The 14,192-nt window shown below is 63.5% G+C and carries 11 protein-coding genes; 6 read left to right on the top strand and 5 right to left on the bottom strand.

Annotated elements, in window-relative coordinates:
* Nucleotides 1-50: 50 nt before the first annotated feature.
* Both AC13FW_RS17890 and AC13FW_RS17885 read left to right on the top strand, forming a co-directional pair.
* Nucleotides 51-1,409, top strand: a complete 1,359-nt coding sequence (locus AC13FW_RS17890; protein WP_482989962.1) for a M16 family metallopeptidase — start codon at nt 51-53, stop codon at nt 1,407-1,409.
* A complete protein-coding gene (locus tag AC13FW_RS17885) occupies nt 1,406-2,749 on the top strand; it encodes a M16 family metallopeptidase (protein WP_482989961.1) in 1,344 nt (447 codons plus the stop codon). The genes AC13FW_RS17890 and AC13FW_RS17885 overlap by 4 nt, the downstream gene beginning before the upstream one ends.
* A gap of 198 nt (nt 2,750-2,947) precedes the next feature.
* Here AC13FW_RS17885 and gloA read toward each other — a convergent pair whose 3' ends face one another.
* Nucleotides 2,948-3,475 (bottom strand): lactoylglutathione lyase, encoded by a 528-nt coding sequence (gene gloA / locus AC13FW_RS17880; RefSeq protein WP_296247657.1) that lies wholly within the window; start codon nt 3,473-3,475, stop codon nt 2,948-2,950.
* Between the two features lie 392 nt (nt 3,476-3,867).
* On the opposite strand from gloA, the gene AC13FW_RS17875 reads away from it, so the two are divergent.
* The 4 genes from AC13FW_RS17875 to AC13FW_RS17860 all read left to right on the top strand — a co-directional run bounded on the left by AC13FW_RS17875 (nt 3,868) and on the right by AC13FW_RS17860 (nt 9,698).
* The gene (locus tag AC13FW_RS17875; RefSeq protein ID WP_482989960.1) at nt 3,868-4,326 is read left to right on the top strand and encodes a CopL family metal-binding regulatory protein; all 459 of its coding nucleotides are present in this window, start codon (nt 3,868-3,870) and stop codon (nt 4,324-4,326) included.
* A 96-nt stretch (nt 4,327-4,422) separates the two neighbouring features.
* Nucleotides 4,423-7,137: a TonB-dependent receptor gene (locus tag AC13FW_RS17870; RefSeq protein ID WP_482989959.1), complete on the top strand. Its 2,715-nt coding sequence runs from the start codon at nt 4,423-4,425 to the stop codon at nt 7,135-7,137.
* A 57-nt stretch (nt 7,138-7,194) separates the two neighbouring features.
* The gene (locus tag AC13FW_RS17865; protein ID WP_296247662.1) at nt 7,195-7,887 is read left to right on the top strand and encodes a PepSY domain-containing protein; all 693 of its coding nucleotides are present in this window, start codon (nt 7,195-7,197) and stop codon (nt 7,885-7,887) included.
* Nucleotides 7,884-9,698, top strand: coding sequence for a 2Fe-2S iron-sulfur cluster-binding protein (locus AC13FW_RS17860; RefSeq protein ID WP_482989958.1), 1,815 nt, complete (start codon nt 7,884-7,886; stop codon nt 9,696-9,698). Before AC13FW_RS17865 ends, AC13FW_RS17860 begins: the two co-directional genes overlap by 4 nt.
* Before the next feature lie 331 nt (nt 9,699-10,029).
* Here the strand turns inward: AC13FW_RS17860 and AC13FW_RS17855 are convergent, their stop codons facing one another.
* From AC13FW_RS17855 to AC13FW_RS17840, 4 genes are all read right to left on the bottom strand, one after another.
* Nucleotides 10,030-10,569, bottom strand: a complete 540-nt coding sequence (locus AC13FW_RS17855; protein ID WP_482989957.1) for a DUF411 domain-containing protein — start codon at nt 10,567-10,569, stop codon at nt 10,030-10,032.
* 59 nt (nt 10,570-10,628) lie between these two features.
* Nucleotides 10,629-10,928 (bottom strand): EF-hand domain-containing protein, encoded by a 300-nt coding sequence (locus AC13FW_RS17850; RefSeq protein WP_482989956.1) that lies wholly within the window; start codon nt 10,926-10,928, stop codon nt 10,629-10,631.
* Between the two features lie 61 nt (nt 10,929-10,989).
* The gene (locus tag AC13FW_RS17845) at nt 10,990-12,006 is read right to left on the bottom strand and encodes a copper resistance protein B (RefSeq protein WP_482989955.1); all 1,017 of its coding nucleotides are present in this window, start codon (nt 12,004-12,006) and stop codon (nt 10,990-10,992) included.
* Nucleotides 12,003-13,808, bottom strand: a complete 1,806-nt coding sequence (locus tag AC13FW_RS17840; RefSeq protein WP_482989954.1) for a copper resistance system multicopper oxidase — start codon at nt 13,806-13,808, stop codon at nt 12,003-12,005. The genes AC13FW_RS17845 and AC13FW_RS17840 overlap by 4 nt, the downstream gene beginning before the upstream one ends.
* Nucleotides 13,809-14,192 lie beyond the last annotated feature (384 nt).

Here is a 14,192-nt window from a genome sequence, read left to right as displayed (position 1 = left end):
CGCCCCGACTTTCCCCGCGCCCCCGGGCGCATCTAGAGAGAACGCTACGCATGATTTCGCAACGCCTGTTGTGCGCCGGCCTTGCGCTGGGCTTGATGGCAGCTGGTGCTGCCTCGGCCGAGCCGGTCAAGGTCAATGGCTTCACCTACGTAAAATCCGCCGATGGCATCGACGAGTACCGGCTCGACGCCAATGGTTTGAGCGTCCTGCTGCTGCCCAACCACGCCGCACCGGTGGTGACCTTCCAGATGACCTACCGGGTCGGTTCACGCAATGAAGTGACCGGCTCTACCGGCGGCACCCACCTGCTTGAGCATCTTATGTTCATGGGCAGCACCAACTTCGATGGCGCAAACAACGTCGACACCTACCTGGATCGCGTCGGTGCCGGCTTCAACGCCACCACCTCGCTGGACCGCACCAACTACTACGCCACGCTGCCGCCGGCTGCGCTGGACGGTTACATCGCCATCGAAGCCGATCGCATGCGCGGCTTGCTGCTGCGCGAGAAGGACCGCCAGAGCGAAATGACCGTGGTGCGCAACGAGTACGAGCGCAACGAAAACAATCCCAATGGTGCCTTGATGAAGCTGATGTGGGCGACCGCCTTCAGCGCGCATCCATACCATCATCCGGTGATCGGCTGGCGCAGCGATATCGAGAAGGTGTCCATCGAGAAGCTGCGCGCGTTCTACGACACCTTCTACTGGCCGAACAACGCCACCGTCACCGTGGTCGGCGATATCGACAGCGCCAAGGTACTGGCCAGCATAGGCGACAAGTTCGGCAAGGTGCCGCGCTCGCCGCATGCCATTCCCGAGGTCTACACCACCGAGCCGGAGCAGCAGGGCGAGCGTCGGGTGACGCTGCGTCGTGCTGGTGAAACCGGCACGGTGATGATGGCGTACAAGGCCCCGGCGGGCCTGGACAAGGACATTCCGGCATTGAACGTGCTGGAGCTGGTGTTGCAGGGCGGCCGCAGCGCTCGCCTGCAGCGTGCGTTGGTGGACACCAGCAAGGCGGTGGCGGTATCGGGCGGCATGTACCAGCAGCGCGATCCCAGCCTGTTCATGCTGAGCGTGGCGCTGGCCCCGGATAGCAAGCACGAAGAGATCGAAAAGATCGTCCGCGACGAGATCGCCAAGGTGGCCCGCGACGGCGTCAGCGTCGAGGAGATCAAGCGCGTGCTCGGCCCGTACCGTGCCGAGGAAGCCTACCGCCGCGATGGCACCGACCAGGCCGCCGATGCGCTCAACGAGTTCATCGCGATGGGCGATTGGACCCTGTATTCCAGCGCCTTGAAGGATCTTGAGAAGGTCACCCCGGCCGACGTGCAGCGCGTCGCCGGCACGTATTTCAACTCAGAGCAGAGCACGGTTGGCTGGTTCGTGCCGGAGAGCAGCAAGTGAACAACGCAAAACGCATTCGACTGATTCCGTTGGCACTGGCTGCACTGTCCAGCCTTGCCGCATTCGCCGCACAGGCCGGCGTCGCCGACAGCGCCGTGCACGCCAAGGCCGCCGGCATCGACCTGATCGTCTACCCGATGGGGGTCAAGGACGTGGTCACCTTCACCGGCTCGATGCCGCTGGGTGATGCTTTCCTCGCCGCCAAGGGAGACAACCCGGCGGTGCCGACGCTGACCGCGATGTTGCTGGAAGCCGGCACCACCCGCCGCGACAAGTTCGCCATCTCCGATACGCTGGACGGCATCGGCGCGCAGCTGTCCTTCAGCCCCAGCGCCGCGCGCATCGGCATCTACGGCAAGAGCCTGAAACAGGACCTGCCAACCGTGCTCGACCTGCTCGCCGAGCAGCTGCGCCAGCCGGCCTTCACCGCTGAAGAGTTGGCCAAGGCCAAGGTGCAGCTGGAAGCTGCATTGCGCCAGGCCAGCGACAATCCGGGCACGATGGCGCGTGAGACGATGATGCTCAGCATCTTCCCCGCCGGCAGCATCAACGCACCGGTACCGCGCGAAGCCATGCTCAAAGCAGTGCCGCAGGTGACGCTGGAGCAGATCAAGGCCTTCCACGCCAAGTACTACGGCCCGGCGCACATGACCCTGGTGTTTGCCGGTGACGTCGATGCCAAGGCGATCGAGACCGCGGTTGCACACGGCTTCAACGGCTGGAGCGGCGGCGTGGACTATCTGCGTGATGCTCCGGCACGGCTGCCGGCCAAGGCCGCCGAGCACAGCATCGCGATGAAGGACAAGGCCAGCGTCAGCGTGTTCCTGGGCCAGGCCACCGGCCTGCGCTACACCGATGCCGACTACCTGCCGATGACGGTGGGTGTGGATGTGTTGGGTTCGGGCTTCACCGGCCGGCTGATGGCGGCGGTGCGGGCGAAGGAAGGCCTGACCTACGGCATCGGCGGCAATCTGCTGGGCAGTGATTACATGGACGGCGGCCTGGGCATCAGCACCACGTTTGCACCGGAGCTGATGGACAAGGGCATCGCCAGCACCCGCCGCGAACTGCAGCGCTGGTGGAAGGACGGCATCACCGCCGACGAACTCGACGCACGCAAGCAGGCGATGGTCGGCAGCTACCAGGTTGGCCTGGGCAATACCGACGGCATGTCGGCGGCGATCATCGGCACGGTTGAGCGCGGTGTGGGCCTGGCATGGCTGGACAACTACCCGCAGGCGATCCAATCGGTGACGCTGGAGCAGGTCAACGGCGTGATCCGCAAGTACGTGGACCCGCAGAAGATGGTGCTGGTCAAGGCCGGCACCTTCAGCAAGTAAGTCGATCTCTGCCAAGTGGTTCGACACCAACAAACGCCGGCTTATGCCGGCGTTTGTTGTTCATTATCAGCAATCAATGCAATCCGTAGCTTCGTAGCCCGGGTAAGCGAAGCGCACCCGGGGAAACTATCGGAAATGAGCTCGCTGCTGCGCCCTGCGGACGCGGGCAACAGCGGATCTGCACGGCGCATTGTTGATTCAAGCACGCACGCTATTGGAAATGATCTCAACCCAATAGCCGTCCGGGTCCTTGATGAAGGCCAGGCTCTTCATGCGGCCATCGCTCAGGCGCTTCTGGAACGGCACGCCCAGCTCCTCGAAGCGTGCACAGGCTGCTTCCAGTTCCGGCACCGACACGCAGATGTGGCCGAAGCCGCGCGGGTCGCTGTTGCCGTCGTGGTAGACCGGGCCATCCTGGTTCTCGGTGCCGTGGTTGTGGGTGAGTTCCAGCACACCGGGAATACCGGCCATCCACAGGCGGCGCTCGGCATCGTCCTGCGGCACCTGTGCACCGGCCGGCACATAGGCCAGGAAGTACAGGCTGAACTGTGCTTCGGCGAAATCACGCTGGTCGATCAGCTGGAAGCCAAGCACGCGCGTATAGAAATCCAGCGAGGCGCGGATGTCCTTGACCCGCAGCATCGTGTGGTTGAACACGAAGCCATTGGTTTCGGCTGGCACCTGGGCGGCGACACCGGGCTGTTGGGCAAGGGTTTGAAGGCTCATGAGATCTATCCTGTTGCGATGAATGGGGGAGGGCGCGGATGCAACTGCGGCAGCGCAATGCTCATGCAAAAAGTTGCATTTGAAATCGCCACCCCTGCTTGCATGCGTCGATACAAAAAATCATCAACGGCATACCTTCAGTGGCTAGGCGACTGCGCGCGCGCTGGCTATGCTGCGTCGCAGGATAGTCGTTGTTCCCCCCGTTTTGATGAAGCGCGCATGCATTGCCTGATGTGCGCTGGGAGTGACGCTGGCGCAAGGCCTGCGCGGATTGTTGGCAGGGGATGCCGCCACGGACGGAGCCACGGCGTGACCAGCGGCGGTTGACAAGGTTTCGCTGCTCGCGTTATTCATTGTATGTATATACAAATAGCGGAATTGTCTGGAACTTCATGTCCTACCGTATGTGCCTGCCGTTGCTGCTGATGCTGGTGCTCGCCGTCGAAGGCGTGCTAGGGGCATGGGCGAGCACGCGCATGGTGCTGCATGCGGATGGGGTTCCATCGGTCGCGGGGATTACCCGCGCGGCCAGTGCAGGCTGTGACCCGGTGCGAAGTGATCCGGTGCGAAGTGACCCGGTTCGAAGTGATCTGGTAAATCGCACTTCGGCTGCAGCTGCTGGCGGTGACCACGACGAGCACACCGGCAAGTCGACTTCCAGCCATGCCGACGACTGCAGCTGCGCCGACAGCGTGGGCTGCGAATGCCTGTGTGTGTTCACCATCTATCCCCCCGCGACGGCGCTGTTGTTCGCCGGTGCGCATCCGCCGGTATCGGCCGATACGCCATTGCCGGCGCTGGTATTGCCGGCCGGCAGGCTGTCCCGCGTCTTCCGACCTCCCATCGCCTGAGCGGTTGTTCTCGCGTCACCACGACGTAGTAGTGAACCGTGCTCGCACCCGCGACCGCGGCTATCGCCCCGAGACAGAATCCCAGCGAGAGAGAACATGTATTTGAAGCCCCAAGCCTTGGCTGCGGCCATTGGCACGCTGCTGTGTGCCACCGCCGTCCACACCGCCAACGCGCAGGACGCGCAACCCCCGAATGAAGCCGCCCGCACGCTGGATGCCGTGCAGGTCACCGGCAGCCACATCAAGCGCGCGCAGTTGTCGGGCGTAGGCCCGGTCAGCGTGATCGACGCACAGGCCATCGAACGCTCCGGCGCCACTTCGGTGGACACGCTGTTGCAGCGCCTGCCGGCCTCGGCCGGTTTTGCCGGCAGCCAGAGCAATGCCTACTGGGCCGAGAACGGCTATGGCACCACCCAGGTCAACCTGCGTGGCCTTGGCATCAACCGCACCCTGGTGCTGCTCAACGGCCGTCGCGTCGTCAATGGCGGTACCGGCGCCAACAGTTCGGTCGATCTGAACATGATCCCGGTAGCGCTGATCGAGCGCGTGGAAGTGCTCAAGGACGGCGCCTCGGCCATCTACGGCGCCGATGCGGTGGCGGGCGTGGTCAACATCATCACCAAACAAGGGTTCGATGGCGCCGAGGCGGCAGTGCGCTACGGCCAGACCACCCGCGGCGATGGCGACGAAACTGCTGTCGACCTGGCCTGGGGCGTAACCAGTGATCGTGGCTCGCTGATGGCCGGCATCAACTACGCCGAAGGCGGCACGGTCAACATGGCCTCGCGGGCACCGTGTGGCTTGGCTGAGGTGGACGGAAAACTGGTGTGCTCAGGGAGTTCGACCACGGTGGGCGGCCGTGCGCTGCTGGCCGATGGCAGCCGCGTCAACTTCAACCAGGTGCTGGGCGGCAATGGTGATTTCTACGAGCCGTACTCGGCCGCCAAGCACAACTACAACGGCAACCCTACGCTCAACGCGGTCAATCCGATCAAGCGCATCAGCATCAGCGTGTTCGGTGACAGCCAGCTCAGCGAGAACACCACCGTGTTCACCGAGCTGATGTACACCAACCGTCAATCCGACCAGCTGGCCGCGCCGGGCGGGCTCGGCGTGTACCGGCCGATCAATATCGCTGCCGATCACCCGACCAACCCGACCGGACAGGACCTGCTGCTGCAACGCCGTCGCCTGGAAGAAGCCGGTCCACGCCATTTCTCGCAGGAGGTGAATACCTTCCGTGGTTTGGTGGGGGTAAAGGGACAATTCGGCACTGGTTGGGATTGGTCGGCTGCCTTGAACTGGGGCCGCAATACCGGCACCGATGGCTCCGACAACATCGCCAATCTTGATCGTGTCGATCAGACACTGGACCGCAGCATCTGCAGCCCGGTACCGGGCGCGGTGATCCCCTGTGGCGATTATCTGGGTTACGGCGACCTCAGCCGCGAAGTGCTCGACTACATCCTCTACAGCTCGCGAGATACCGGTGGCAACGAACAAAAGAGCTTCACCGCCAACCTGAGCGGGCAGATCTTCGAGCTGCCTGCAGGCTGGGTGGGTTTCGCTGCCGGCGTGGAAGTGCGCAAGGAACGCGGCTGGCGCAATCCCGATCCGCTGACCGTGCTGGGCATCGGCAATACCAACCAGCAGGATCCGATTGCCGGTGAGTACACCGCCAAGGAAGTCTTCGCCGAGTTGGCCATTCCGTTGTTGCAGGACAACGTCATCGCTGATTCGCTGTATCTGAATCTGGCCGGGCGTGCCTCGGACTACGATCTGTTCGGTCGCGATTACAACTACAAGGCCGGCCTGGATTGGCAGATCAATCCGGCGCTGAAAGTACGCAGCACCTATGCCACCGCCTTCCGCATCCCGAACATCCCGGAGCTGTTTGGCGGCGTGGCCGAGGGCAACCTGACCACCACCGATCCGTGCAGCAACTGGTCGGCGTTGCCGGCGGGCTCCACCGTGCGTGACAACTGCCAGGCCTACGGCGTGCCAGCGGGCTATGTGCAGCCGGGCAATACCATCCTCACCACCTCGGGCGGAAACTCGGCGCTGGAGCCGGAAGACGCCACCTCGTTCACCGCGGGCGTGGTGTGGACGCCGGCGTTCCTGTCCGGACTGACCTTGACGCTGGACTACTACAACATCCGCATCAAGCATGCGATCCAGCGCATCGACGGTTCCACCAAGCTGGCCATCTGCTACAACACGCCGGGGCTGGCGCATCCGTTCTGTGACGCCAGCAACTTCACCCGCAACCCGCGCACCGGCGAAGTGGATTTCCTGTCATCGCAGCCGGTCAACGCCGCCAACGAACACGTCACCGGCTATGACTTCGGCGCGCTGTATGAGTTCAAGGTAGCCGGCTTCGATGCCAGCGTCAGTGCCGATGTGTCCTACCTGCAGCGCTATGACGTGCGGCCGTACGACGGTGCCGACCTGATCGAGTACGCCGGCAAGATCACCGGCGGCCGCGGCAGCTATGCCAAGTGGCGTGGCCTGGTCTCGGTCAATGCCTCGCGCGATCAATGGTCGGGTACCTGGAGCACGCAGTACATCGGTCGTGCTGATGACATCAATGCAGCCCGCGGTGACATTGGTGACCACGCGCCGTCGGTGTTCTATCACAACCTGCAGCTCAAGTACGCGGTTAGCAAGGCGTTGGATGTATCGCTGGGCCTGGACAATGTCTTCGACAAGAAGCCGCCGTTCATCCAGAGCTATACCGATGCCAACACCGATACGATGACCTACGACCTGCTGGGTCGCCGCTGGTACGCACGCATCGGCTACCGCTGGTGATTGGATGCGCCCCGTCGCAGCTGCGGCGGGGCGCGTCATTGAACGAGGACGATGTTGATGAAACCCGCATTCTGGGCACGCCGTGCCCACAAATGGATCGGTCTGGTGATCGGCGTGCAGGCGCTGCTGTGGATGCTCAGCGGTGTCTACATGACCGTGGTGCCGCTGGACGTGATCCATGGTGACCACCTTGCCCATGTGCATGGCACGCCGTTGCCGGCGCAGACCGTGCGCGTTGGAGCCGATGTGCTGGCAACGCGCTACCCGCAGATGGAATCGTTCCGGCTCAAGCACGTGCTGGAACGCGAGGTCTATGAGATCCGCCAAGGCAAACAGAAGTACCTGGTGGATGCCGCCAGCGGCGAACGCCTGGCGCCGATGGACCGTGAGCAGGCGATAGCGCTGGCGCAGTCGCTGTACCAGGGGGAAGGCGAAGTTGAGCGGGTGGAGTGGATCACCCGTGCGCCATCAGAAGTGAAGACCCGCCCGGTGCCGATGTGGGCCGTGCATTTCAGCGGCCGCGGCGACAGCACGCTGTACCTGTCACCGGACAGTGGTGAGCTGTTGGCACGCCGGCACGACCTGTGGCGTGTATTCGACTTCGTGTGGATGTTGCACATCATGGATTACGAGAACCGCACCGACGTCAACAACACCTTGTTGCGCGTGGCCTCGATCATTGGCCTGGGTTTCGCCCTCAGCGGCATCTGGCTGCTGTTCTACAGCTTCGGCAAGCGGAGGAACGCATGACGCCCTGGATGCGTACCCTGCACAAGTGGGTGGGCCTGATCGTCGGCCTGCAGTTCGTGGTGTGGCTGGGCAGCGGCCTGATGATGAGCCTGCTCGATCCTGACAAGATCGAAGGCAGTGCCCAGCAAGCAGCGGCTGTCGCCAATCCTGCGTGGCCGGCCGCGACAGTGTCGCCAAGTGTGGCGCTCGCTGCAGCCAAGGGTGAGGCGGCAACTTTGGACAGTGGTTGGTTGCTGCAACAGCCGGTGTACCGCCTGCAGTCACCGGAAGGCACCGAGGTGATCGATGCCCGTGACGGCAGGCGCATCGCCATTGATGCGGCTGTGGCGGCGAAAGTGGCACAAGCGGCCTATGCCGGTGATGGCGTCGCCGCCACGCCGCAGTATCTGGAAAAAACGCTGGAAACCCGCGCCAACCCGGATCCGGTGTGGCGCGTCGACTTCAGTGATGCGCAGGACACCAGCATCTATGTGTCCGCGCACAGTGGCCAGGTGATGGAGCATCGCAACGCGACGTGGCGGTTGTTCGACATCTTCTGGATGCTGCACATCATGGACTACAGCAGCCGGGTCAACTTCAACAACCCGCTGGTGGTTGGCATGGGCATTGGTGGCCTGTGGTTGGCGCTGACCGGTGTGTGGTTGTTGATCGCCAGTTTCCACCTGCAGGAGTTCATCCCGCGGCGCTGGCGTTCGCGTCGGCAGCTGATGGTCTACGCACCGGGCGGCGCGCATCTGCGCACGGTTGAAGTAGCCAGTGGTGATAGCGTTTACGTGGCGCTGGCGCGCGAAGGCATCAATCTTCCCTCCAACTGCGGTGGCGGCCAGAGCTGCGGTCTGTGTGAGGTGCGGGTGCGTTCCGGTGCCAGTAAGGCAACAGCGGCAGATCGCGCGCACGTGGCGGAAGCAAAGCGCAAGGTCGGCTGCAGGTTGGCCTGCAATCTGCAGGTGGATGAGGACGTCGAGATCGAAGTGGCCGGCGGTGCCAGCCTGTGGACGGAACACTGGGCCGTCGTTGAAAAAGTCGTTGCCGTGACCCCGTTCCTGCGAGAAATCCATCTGCGCCCGGAGCAGGCTGCGGATGGACAGTTCCAGCCCGGCTGCTACCTGCAGCTGCATGTGCCCGAGTACGAGCTGCCGCGCAGTGCGGTGTGGTATCCGCCCGAGCATGACCAGGATTGGAAGGCGCTGTCCTTGCCTGCGACCCAGCAGAACAAGGCGGCGGTACGGCGCTCGTACTCGCTGGCGACACCGGTATCGAACGCGGACGGCGGCTTGGTGCTGCTGGTGCGCTTCAGTCCCGGCTGGCAGGAGAACCGCAAGCATCCGCCGGGCAAGGGCTCGACCTATGCCTATACGTTGCGTGAGGGTGACCGTGTCCGCTACAGCGGCCCGTTTGGTGATTTCGCACTCAGCGGCAGTGAGCGCGAGAAGATATTCATTGGCGCCGGTGCGGGCATGGCGCCGCTACGTGCACTAATCCAGCAGCGCTTGGATGAAGGCGGTGGCGAACGTATGCATTACTGGTACGGCGCCCGCGGTGAGCGTGATTGTCCCTATGTCGAGCAGATGCAGGAGTTGGCGCGTGAGCATGCCAACTTCAGCTGGCATCCGGTGTGGTCGGGGCAGGGGGCCGATGCACGGCGTGTGCATGATGCGATCCATGAAGATCTATTGAAGCAGCATCCGGATCTGGCGGGGTGCGAGTTCTATCTGTGTGGGCCGCCGGCGATGTTGGCGGCGACCAGACAGCTGTTGCGCAAGCTGGGTGTTGCGGATGAGCGGGTTGCATTTGATGATTTCAAGATCTGAGTGAACTTGAGCTTGGCCGTTGTGGCTGCAGATGTCGGAGGTCTGCAGCTGTTGCTTTTGCTTTTGCTTCGGCTCTGGTTTTGGCTCTGGACATTCCCTTCTCCCGCTTGCGGGAGAAGGTGCCCGGAGAGCCTGCCCCCGCGAAGGCGGGGGGCGGATGAGGGGGGCTTTTGCACCTCGCGGTAAAGCCCCTGCCGAGCATGGCTCGGCACTACAACGGCACGCGGCTTTGGTCCCTTCCCTTGCGCTGAGGCAAGGGGGGGCTCCGAATCAATAGTTCGTCTATTGCGCCTCTCCCACCCGCAAGCGGGAGAGGGGCTTGAAGCGCGGGTCACTCGTGCTTTGAGAACTCGCTCAACGAACCATCATTGCCGAGCAATGCAACCGTAAACGCCTGACGATAACCATCCGGTGACTCCATGCCCGGCGTACCCACCGGCATACCCGGCAGCACCAGCCCGCGCGCCTGGGGACGCTCGGCCAGCAGCTTCTTGATGTCTTCCACCGGCACATGGCCTTCCACCACATAGCCATCAATCTCGGAGGTATGGCAGGACATCATTCCGTCGCCGATTCCCAAGCGTTGCTTGACCGCCATCATGTCGCTGGTGTCATTGATCTGTACCGGGAAGCCTGCGGCCTGCATATGCTCGGCCCAGCCACCACAGCAGCCACAGTTCGGGTCCTTGTGCACAACCACCAACGGCAACGCCTTGGTAGCCGGCGCAGCTTCAGCAGCCTTCGCAGGTGCCGCAGCAACCGCAGCGGCTGCCGTGCTGGCAGTTGACGGACTGGCGTTGCAGGCACTGATCAACAAGGTGCCGGCAGCCAGAACCAGCAGCGAGAACATGGGTTTTGAACGCATTTTCATGAACTTGAGTCCTTGGATAGTTCGCCGCACCGACAGCTGGCCGATGCGGCGGTAGGGCATCACAGCATCGACAGGCCGCGCTCGAATTCCTTGGCGTCGAGCTTGCCATCACGGTTGCCATCGCTCATGCCGAAGTGCGGCAGCAGCGGGTGTCCGCTGGGCAGCTCCTCGCGGCTGATGAAGCTATCCCTGTTGGCATCAAAGCGTTTGAACGTCGCCGCAGCATCGGCCTGCGGTGCTGTTGCAGCGGGCTTGGTCGCCGGTGCGTGGTGCTCATGGCCGGCATGCTGGGCCTGCGCGACGGAAACGGAGGCAAGGGAGATCGCGCCGACCAGTGCGGCCTGGAGAAAGAACTTCATCGAATGTATTCCTTGTAAGGAGAGTGGAGATGGCGCCGGCATGCGACGCCATCACTGCGAATCAGAACCAGAAGCGCACGCCGGCAACCCAGCGCGATTCGCTCACGCCTTCGCCAGCATCACGGTGCAGGTCGGCGGTATCGCCGAATGCGCGTTCGTGCACGAAGCCCACATACGGTGCGAACTTGCGGGTGAACTCGTAGCGCAGGCGCAGGCCTGCTTCCACGCTGCTCAAGCCCTTGCCGATACCACGACGCGGATCGTCATCGGCAACGATGCTGGCTTCGACCAGCGGCTGCAGGATAAGCCGGTTGGTCAGTAGTACATCGTATTCAGCTTCTACAACCAACTCGGCCTTGCGCGGTCCGCCGATGTAGGCCATCGCCGAGACTTCGAACTTGTACGGCGACATGCCCTGCAGGCCGAACGCGGCACGGGTCAGGTCCGGGGATTCGCGGCTGTTGTCATGCCGCGCACCGGCCACCACGTCCCACCACGGCGAGATCGAATGCCCGTACAGCGCATCCACCGACCAGTCGCCGAGCGCGTTCTCGCTGCGCTCGCCCTCACTGCGGATCCATAGGCGGTTGATGTCGTTGCCGAACCAGGAGTCGATGCCCCAGGCCTGGCCGCTGCCGTGGGCGTTGTCCCAGGCTTCCAGGTGATCGAATACCACCAGGCTGTGGAACGACGGTGCGTGTTCCATCGCATGCGGCTTCAGTACCGGGAAGGCATCGTCGAAGTCCTGCTTGGTCGGCGTTGGGATCGGTTCGCGCGGCGCGTCGCTTGCGCTGCTGCCCTGCAGGTTGTGACCAGCATGCGGGTCCGCCGGCATTGCATGCCCCGCGTGCGGGTCAGTGGTCGCGCCGTGGCTGGAATGATCTTCCGCCTTGGGCATTGCATGGCCTGCATGGGGATCAGCAGCCTTGGTCTTGGGCATGTTGTGCCCGGCATGAGGATCCACTGCCGGCTTTGCTTCAGCGGCATGCCCGGCGTGGCCCGCATGCGGATCCTCCGCGAAAGCACTGCCGCTGGCGGCCAGGGCGATGAACAGCAGCGAGTGAGAAAAAGTCTTCATGCGTCGATCCTCACTTCGCGCATCATGCCCGCTTCCATGTGGTACAGCAGGTGGCAGTGGAAGGCCCAACGGCCCAGCGCATCCGCGCGCACGCGGTAGCTGCGGCGTGTGCCCGGCGGCATGTCGATGGTGTGCTTGCGCAACTGGAACTCGCCGTCGGCGTTTTCCAGGTCACTCCATACGCCGTGCAGGTGGATCGGATGCTGCATCATCGTGTCGTTGACCAGCACGATGCGCATGCGCTCGCCGTAGTTCAACTTGATGGGCTCGGCGCCAGCAAACGGAATGCCGTCGAAGTTCCAGGCGAACTTTTCCATGTGGCCGGTGAGATGCAGTTCGATCTCGCGGCCGGGCTCACGCCCATCCGGGTCCTCGAACAAGGAGCGCATGGCGCCATAGGTCAGCACCTTGCGGCCGTTGTCACGCAGGCCGATGCCGGGGTCGTCGAGCTTGGGCTCGGTGGCCGCGGTCTGCATGTCGATCAGTGGATTGCCGACTTCGCTGGGCTTGTGCTTGGGCGACTTGTCGGAGCCGCCATGGGCGCCGTGACCCATCGCCGCACCGCAGCCGCCTTCCATGCCCTTGGCCCCCATATTGGCGCCGCAACCACCTTCCATGCCGGCACCGTGGTCGCCATGGCTGCCCATGTCGTGGCCCATGTCGCTCATGGTCAGCAGCGGGCGCGGATCGATCTGCGGAATCGGCGCCTGCAGGCCCTGCCGCGTTGCCAGTGTGCCGCAGGCGTAGCCGGTGCGGCCCATGTCCTGCGCAAACAGGGTGAAGGCATCCTGGCCGGTCGGTTCGACGATCACGTCGAAGGTCTCGGCCGGGGCAATGCGGAACTCGTCGATGCTGACCGGATGGATGTACTGGCCATCGGCGGCGACCACGGTCATCTTCAGGCCGGGGATGCGCACATCGAAGTAGGTCATCGAGGCGCCGTTGATGAAGCGCAGCAGCACTTTTTCGCCACTGCGGAACAGGCCGGTCCAGTTGCCGGCCGGCGCGGTGCCGTTCATCAGGTAGGTGTAGCTGTGGGCATTGATGTCGGAGATGTCGGAAGGCGTCATCCGCATCCGGCCCCACATGCCGCGGTCACTGAGCGTCTCGCGCAGGCCATCCTTGCGGGCGTCGCGCATGAAGTCACCGACCGTGCGCTGGTAGGTGTTGTCATGCATCGGCATCTTCTTCATGCGCCGGAACAGCGCATCCGGATCCATGTCGGTCCAATCCGACAGCATGACCACGTGTTCGCGGTCGAAGTGATACGGCGGTGGTGCCAGCGGATCGACGATCAGCGCGCCGTACAGACCGGCCTGTTCCTGGAACAGCGAATGGCTGTGATACCAGTAGGTACCGGACTGTTTGAGCTGGAACCGGTACTGGTAGGCCTCACCCGGCGCAATGCCGTTGAAACTCAGCCCCGGTACGCCGTCCATGTTGGCCGGCAGCAGGATGCCGTGCCAATGGATGGAGGTCATCTCGTCGGTGAGCGTGTTGGCCACGCGCAGGTTGACCGTGTCGCCCTCACGCAGGCGCAGGATAGGCGCCGGCAAAGAACCATTGACGGTGATGGCAGGGCGGGTACGGCCGGTGAAGTTGACCGCCGAGCGGCCAATCGCAAGGCTCAGCTCGGTGCTGCGCAGCTCAACCGGCGGCACGGCCATGGCGCTGCCGGCGGCGAAGGCCTGCGGAATACGCGCCAGGCCGGCACCGGCAACCACGCCGCCAATCGCCAGGCCCTGCACGAAGCGACGTCGCGACAGTACCGAGCGCGAATCGGAAAGGAAATCAGAAGACATGTGGAACTCCCGGTCACACAGCCGCATCACGATGCGTTGCTGCATGTCCTGAACAGATCAAGGGTGCACCAGGGCGATCGCCTTGGCACAGATATCTGCGGACGCCAGAAGGCGCGGGAATCAGCCGATGGGAGGGCGGTTGAGCTCGCCCGGGGCCACGTCGCCGCGAGAGGGGAGTGCGGGCATTGGCGCCAACACATGGCGCATCGGGGCAAGCCTGGTCATCGTGACGCTGGGCAGCATGTTGCAATGCTGCTGGCAGTCGCAGTGCTCACCGCTGGCGCAGGGTGTACTGGCCTTTTCGTGCTGGCAGCAATCATGCGCACTGTCAGCGATGGCAAAACCGGGGTCAGAGTGCGATTTCGTGTCGAAATCGCACTCTGA

This window comes from Stenotrophomonas sp. 21LCFQ19, from assembly GCF_056861425.1.
This window is presented reverse-complemented; position numbering and strand designations above follow the sequence as displayed.

Excerpts from the sequence above, each read along its gene's own strand:
- AC13FW_RS17840 (WP_482989954.1), bottom strand. The coding sequence starts at position 13,808 with ATGTCTTCTGATTTCCTTTCCGATTCGCGCTCGGTACTGTCGCGACGT.
- gloA (WP_296247657.1), bottom strand. The coding sequence starts at position 3,475 with ATGAGCCTTCAAACCCTTGCCCAACAGCCCGGTGTCGCCGCCCAGGTG.
- AC13FW_RS17860 (WP_482989958.1), top strand. The coding sequence starts at position 7,884 with ATGACGCCCTGGATGCGTACCCTGCACAAGTGGGTGGGCCTGATCGTC.
- AC13FW_RS17890 (WP_482989962.1), top strand. The coding sequence starts at position 51 with ATGATTTCGCAACGCCTGTTGTGCGCCGGCCTTGCGCTGGGCTTGATG.
- AC13FW_RS17845 (WP_482989955.1), bottom strand. The coding sequence starts at position 12,006 with ATGAAGACTTTTTCTCACTCGCTGCTGTTCATCGCCCTGGCCGCCAGC.
- AC13FW_RS17875 (WP_482989960.1), top strand. The coding sequence starts at position 3,868 with ATGTCCTACCGTATGTGCCTGCCGTTGCTGCTGATGCTGGTGCTCGCC.
- AC13FW_RS17850 (WP_482989956.1), bottom strand. The coding sequence starts at position 10,928 with ATGAAGTTCTTTCTCCAGGCCGCACTGGTCGGCGCGATCTCCCTTGCC.
- AC13FW_RS17870 (WP_482989959.1), top strand. The coding sequence starts at position 4,423 with ATGTATTTGAAGCCCCAAGCCTTGGCTGCGGCCATTGGCACGCTGCTG.
- AC13FW_RS17865 (WP_296247662.1), top strand. The coding sequence starts at position 7,195 with ATGAAACCCGCATTCTGGGCACGCCGTGCCCACAAATGGATCGGTCTG.
- AC13FW_RS17855 (WP_482989957.1), bottom strand. The coding sequence starts at position 10,569 with ATGAAAATGCGTTCAAAACCCATGTTCTCGCTGCTGGTTCTGGCTGCC.